Genomic DNA, 5,102 nt, shown 5'->3' with positions numbered 1-5,102 from the left:
TCCCCTACTCCCCCGCTCCCCTACTCCTTAAAAAAGACTTTTTCAGCAAACCCTAATTATCTGGCATGATATTACTCCCCATCTTCCCTATTCCTTAAAACTATCAAAGGGGAAGATCAAAACCTAAATATATTCATACTTTTATGGTAGAACTTTCTCTAACCAGAAAGGAGAAAGTTTTGGTATACCACTTGCATTATATTAAGCACTATTGACAAAAAATGCTGCAAATTTTACTATTGCGTATATCGCAATAGTAACAAAATCATGTTTGTTGGAACGACAGAAGCAGCTTCTTTATTGAATATTTCAACTCAAAGAGTACGAGTCTTAATCAAAGAAGGTCGGATTCAAGGAGCCAGAAAAATCAATGGTCGCACTTGGGTGATTCCTTTATATAGAGGAATGCCAAGAGTTTCTCGTAAAAAGCGCGGACCTAACCCCCGTTGGCACTCATGTAGACATTGTGGCAAAAATACTATTCATTTCAATCGTCCTAATATTACTGTTAATAAAGATAATAAAAATACCGATCTTTATGTACTTTCTGCCAAACGAGGAAGCAAGACTTTAGCCAGAGGTCACGAAATTGAGATTCACGGTCCTTGTAAAATTGTTTATCGACCCGATAAACCTCATTCTTGTGGAGCGACGGTCTGGATTGAGACTTTGGCAACGGCAACAATGTTTAATTTTAACGGTACATTCGAGCAAGTTGATAGTAGATGGATTGGCGAAGAGTAGTTAATGTGAGAAATTAATTAGACAAATATTGAGCAATTAACAGCAATATCTTGACTGATTTATAAAGATAGAGAGCCTTTGCGTAAATATTGCAGAGGATAGAAGTGTTTAAGTCAAATTAATATTCACATCAAACATATATTTTTTATAGGAATTACACAAACAAACCCAGTTTCTGATAAAAATTCTTGGTTTAAACAGATAAATATCTAGCAAAAACAGGGTTTATTGGTTAAAGTGTGAGTCATGTTGTAGTTAAATAAAAGCGATTTTTTTCTAGTTTTCAGACTGTGTTAAAGCTACCAGAGCGAGTCAATAGATAAAGTTTGATATTTTTCTAAATCTTACTGCTTCTCGATCTTTATGTTCAGATTTCCCGACTGGATTAGATTGAATTATAATTAATGGTTCAACTTTAACCATTAAACAATCTAGTAAAAATGCTCAAAATTAAAAATTTACTTCTAACTAGCAGTTTTTTTTACCTTTACTTTTCAACTTATTGTTTGGCAAAAACTCCTGAATTTTCTGAATATACTCTGAGAAAAACAACTATAAATATTATTTCTCAACGTCAAACAGAAACAGAGGAAAATTTAGAATCTCCAAATATATTTTCTCCTAACCCCCTAGAAAGCACTGAACCAGATCCACTATTACCAAATCCTCCTACTTCTGGAATTCTAAGTGGAGAAAAACGAGAAGAACTTTCCCAAGAACTTGACAGACTTAATGTTGAAGCAGCAGGGTTATTAGGAGCAGGAGAAACAACTAAAGCTTTTGAAACTTGGAACAGAGAATTGCGTTTGCGTCGTTATCTTGGTAAAGCAGAAGAGTTGGTAGCTTTGTCAAGAGTTGCTGAAATAGCATGGAATAATAGTCAAAAATTACAGGTGGAATGGATTACAAGAAGACTGGAAATTTTACAACCAGAAATTCAAGAGGAAGAACCTCCTAATTTGGAATTATTACAAGCATTAGGTTCGGCATTTAATACAGTTCGAGCTAAAGATCCAGCAGTTGAAGTTTATCAACAAGTTATTGTTGAGGCAAGGAAAAAAGAGGATGTCGCTACATTAAAACAAGCTTTAACTGCTATAGGAGAAATACATTTGAATTGGTTAGATTATGATAATGCAGCGATCGCCTATGAGGAATTATTGGAGGTTCAGCAGCAGAGTAGTTCAGAAATATCTGAAATAGAAACAACAAATCCTCCTGTAAGTGGTAATTTTGAAAAGGTAAATACTCTCGAACAATTGGCTTTTATTTATAATCAAGGGGGGCAACCTTTACAAGCAATTACGGCGAAAGAAAGGTTAGNTGAATTGGTTAGATTATGATAATGCAGCGATCGCCTATGAGGAATTATTGGAGGTTCAGCAGCAGAGTAGTTCAGAAATATCTGAAATAGAAACAACAAATCCTCCTGTAAGTGGTAATTTTGAAAAGGTAAATACTCTCGAACAATTGGCTTTTATTTATAATCAAGGGGGGCAACCTTTACAAGCAATTACGGCGAAAGAAAGGTTAGTAGATTTTTACGAAGGTCAACAAAATATTGTAGAAGTTCCAGAGATAAAAATATCTATTGGTGGAGATTATGAGGAACTTGGCAGACTTAATCTTGCTAGTCAATACTATCAGGAAGCTTATGATATTGCTCAATCAATTCAACGATTTGTAACTGCTAGTGATGCTTTAGAAAATTTGGCTGCTCTCTATCTTTCTCAGGATGAAAAAGAGGCAGCAATTGAAATATATAAGGTGCAATTGTTGATGGATCAACAGTTTGTTAATGTTTATGGGATGATGGAAACTTATGACCGCATGGGGCAAGTTTATTCACAGTTAAAAGCTTTTGGTTTGGCAATGTCATCTTTTCAAAGAGGTTTAGAATTATCGAGACAATTGGGAGGATATCGAGAAAGTTATTTTCTACAAAAGCNTTTATTCACAGTTAAAAGCTTTTGGTTTGGCAATGTCATCTTTTCAAAGAGGTTTAGAATTATCGAGACAATTGGGAGGATATCGAGAAAGTTATTTTCTACAAAAGCTTGATAAGTTGAATAGAGGGAGGAATAATTGAGATATAAGTAGTGGCGTGAACAACTAAAATGTTGTAATAGTAGGGGCGGGTTCTAGTTAATACCAATTCCGATGGATTAATGCTATACTTAGGTAACACTTCAGCTATTAAGTAATTAATCTAAGCTAAATTACCTTTTTGCTAATGTGAGGGAATTTAACGTTAATTATTCTTATGTTTACTTCTCCTGTAGGGACGTTTTGCTAACGCAAAGCTCCGCTTTATATGTCGGCGACAGCCGAAGTGCGTAATTAGGAGCATTCCGGAACGGAAAGTTGTGCGCCAGCAAAACGCTGCGCGACATGGAAAGCGGAGCATTCCGGGACGGAAAACGCATTTTTGTTATACAACTTCCCTACCCACACCCCTACTCTCCTGCTCAAGTAAATATAGAAAAGTTTTTGAGAAATGCTATAACTTAATCAGGGTCAACATTTAATCAAAGGAATCACCCGAACTTAGTTCAATATTAGGTTGTTTGCCTTGGCAGGTTTTGGTGTTCGTTCTCTACTATTGCGTATATCGCAATAAGACCGAATAATACATTAGCACTTCTAAATCGGTTATAGGAGCGATCGCTTCTCAAAAAAATTAATAATGTAGCTTGTAGTTGGACTTTAGTCCTAAAACAGGTTCGTAGTTGGACTTTAGTCCTAAAACCTATTATATTTCTGGGTTAGAGCAAAACTACTGGCGCGTCAAGCCTTAAATTGTGGGTTAGGATGGAGCAACGTACTAAGACCTCTCCCCCAACCCCTCTCCTGCGAAGAGAGGGGAGAAATTCCCCCCTTCCCTCCTCTCCCCCCTTTCAAAGGGGAGCAGGGGGGGATAGGAAGGGGGTTGGGGGGTGAGGTTTTTTAATGCACATTTTCAAGCTTGACAGGGCACTACAAACATAAAATTTAATTATAGCTAATTATCGAGGCATTGTATCGCTCCACATATTTTTTGTCGAAGATCGACAAGATTGATCTTTTGCTGTTGATTTTCGACAATGCTTTGATTGGCTTGTGCTAGACTTTCCTTAGTTATGAATAAAAGCAGTAACCAGAGGGTGTTTCTACATTTAATCTAACCGTAGGTTGGGTTGAGGTACGTTTGCGGAGCATTTCCAACGGAAAAACCCAAAAACAACAGATACAACTTTGTTGTTGGGTTGCGCTGTCGCTTTTTCCTTCGGAATGCTAGCGCAAACATGTCGCGCAGCGTTTCATGTCGGCTCTTAGCCGAAAACCCAACCTACGTCTAACTAATTGTGCAAACAGCGTTTTGCTCCTACATCTAACCCAAAACTTAACCATTACAAATCCTATGATGATCAAAAAAATGTTCAAACCTTTAGTTTCCTTTGCCATTCTACAACTAGCTGTTGCCCTACCTGCTACAGCAACTAGCAATATTCTTTACCTAAACTCTATCCGTGGTTGGGGTACTGGTAGCTTAGGCAATTTTCGTAGTACCATCGCTGACTTTGTTGATAACTACGAAGATGGCAATGTATTCGATGTTGATTTTGTGCAAACCCATGTTTCAGGAGATTTAGCATCTTTTCTCAATGCTAAACCTATCGACTATTACGACCAAATTTGGTTTGATACAGGAATCTACAAAACTTCCCTTCTTAATGCAGCAGACTTCGATGCTCTCAATACATGATCAGCAAACAAGCAACCAGAGTTTATCCTTGACAGTTCCTTTGCCTTCCGCAACAAAAACAATATTACCATGACGGCTTCTGCTGGAGCAATGACTGTTAATCAAGCACTAGCACTACAGGATGTTGGAGGTGGTATTTTTATTGGCACAGATCATAATGATTTTGCCTACACTGCCAACCAAGTTCTTGCTAATTTTGGCTTCGATAATTTTTTCACTGGCATTCATCATATCACCTCAAACGGCTCTTTCGTAGGCGACTCCATACTTGCTCCTAACTCCGTTGGTTCTGACTTTTTCTACAATCATCTACAGGGTTTATCTACAACAAACGTACCCATCGGGACTCATGTTTTAAACGAAAACGGTGGCAACCGCACCATCAATATATATGAAAACAAATTTTCATATAGTCCGAATAAAATTGCACATATTGATACCAGTTTCGAGCCAGGTAGCCGACTCTCAGATATCATAAACCCAGAACCACCACCAGAGTCAGTTCCCGAACCAGGTTCAATTTTTGGTCTATTTCTATTAGGTGGTTTCGGTGTTCGTTCCCTACTATTGCGACATACGCAATAATACAAAACAATACATTGCCATTTCTAAA

The 5,102-nt window shown here is 37.4% G+C and carries 3 protein-coding genes and 1 pseudogene; all 4 read left to right on the top strand.

Features of this window, described 5'->3' with window-relative positions; translation table 11 throughout:
* Positions 1 to 267: 267 nt before the first annotated feature.
* Positions 268 to 744 (top strand): helix-turn-helix domain-containing protein, encoded by a 477-nt coding sequence (locus AFK68_RS11270; protein ID WP_143437781.1) that lies wholly within the window; start codon positions 268 to 270, stop codon positions 742 to 744.
* 1,779 nt (positions 745 to 2,523) lie between these two features.
* Positions 2,524 to 2,692, top strand: a pseudogene (locus AFK68_RS44820) (tetratricopeptide repeat protein); the annotation flags it as partial.
* A 1,452-nt stretch (positions 2,693 to 4,144) separates the two neighbouring features.
* Positions 4,145 to 4,489: a hypothetical protein gene (locus AFK68_RS11255; protein ID WP_143437780.1), complete on the top strand. Its 345-nt coding sequence runs from the start codon at positions 4,145 to 4,147 to the stop codon at positions 4,487 to 4,489.
* A 69-nt stretch (positions 4,490 to 4,558) separates the two neighbouring features.
* The gene (locus tag AFK68_RS11250) at positions 4,559 to 5,074 is read left to right on the top strand and encodes a PEP-CTERM sorting domain-containing protein (protein WP_094672821.1); all 516 of its coding nucleotides are present in this window, start codon (positions 4,559 to 4,561) and stop codon (positions 5,072 to 5,074) included.
* Positions 5,075 to 5,102 lie beyond the last annotated feature (28 nt).

It is taken from the genome of Hydrocoleum sp. CS-953, assembly GCF_002260545.1.
Classification (GTDB): Bacteria; Cyanobacteriota; Cyanobacteriia; order Cyanobacteriales; family Microcoleaceae; genus Trichodesmium.
The sequence above is the reverse complement of the archived record's forward strand: the minus strand, read 5'-3'. Positions and strand labels throughout refer to the sequence as shown.

Excerpts from the sequence above, each read along its gene's own strand:
- AFK68_RS11270 (WP_143437781.1), top strand. The coding sequence starts at position 268 with ATGTTTGTTGGAACGACAGAAGCAGCTTCTTTATTGAATATTTCAACT.
- AFK68_RS11255 (WP_143437780.1), top strand. The coding sequence starts at position 4,145 with ATGATGATCAAAAAAATGTTCAAACCTTTAGTTTCCTTTGCCATTCTA.
- AFK68_RS11250 (WP_094672821.1), top strand. The coding sequence starts at position 4,559 with ATGACGGCTTCTGCTGGAGCAATGACTGTTAATCAAGCACTAGCACTA.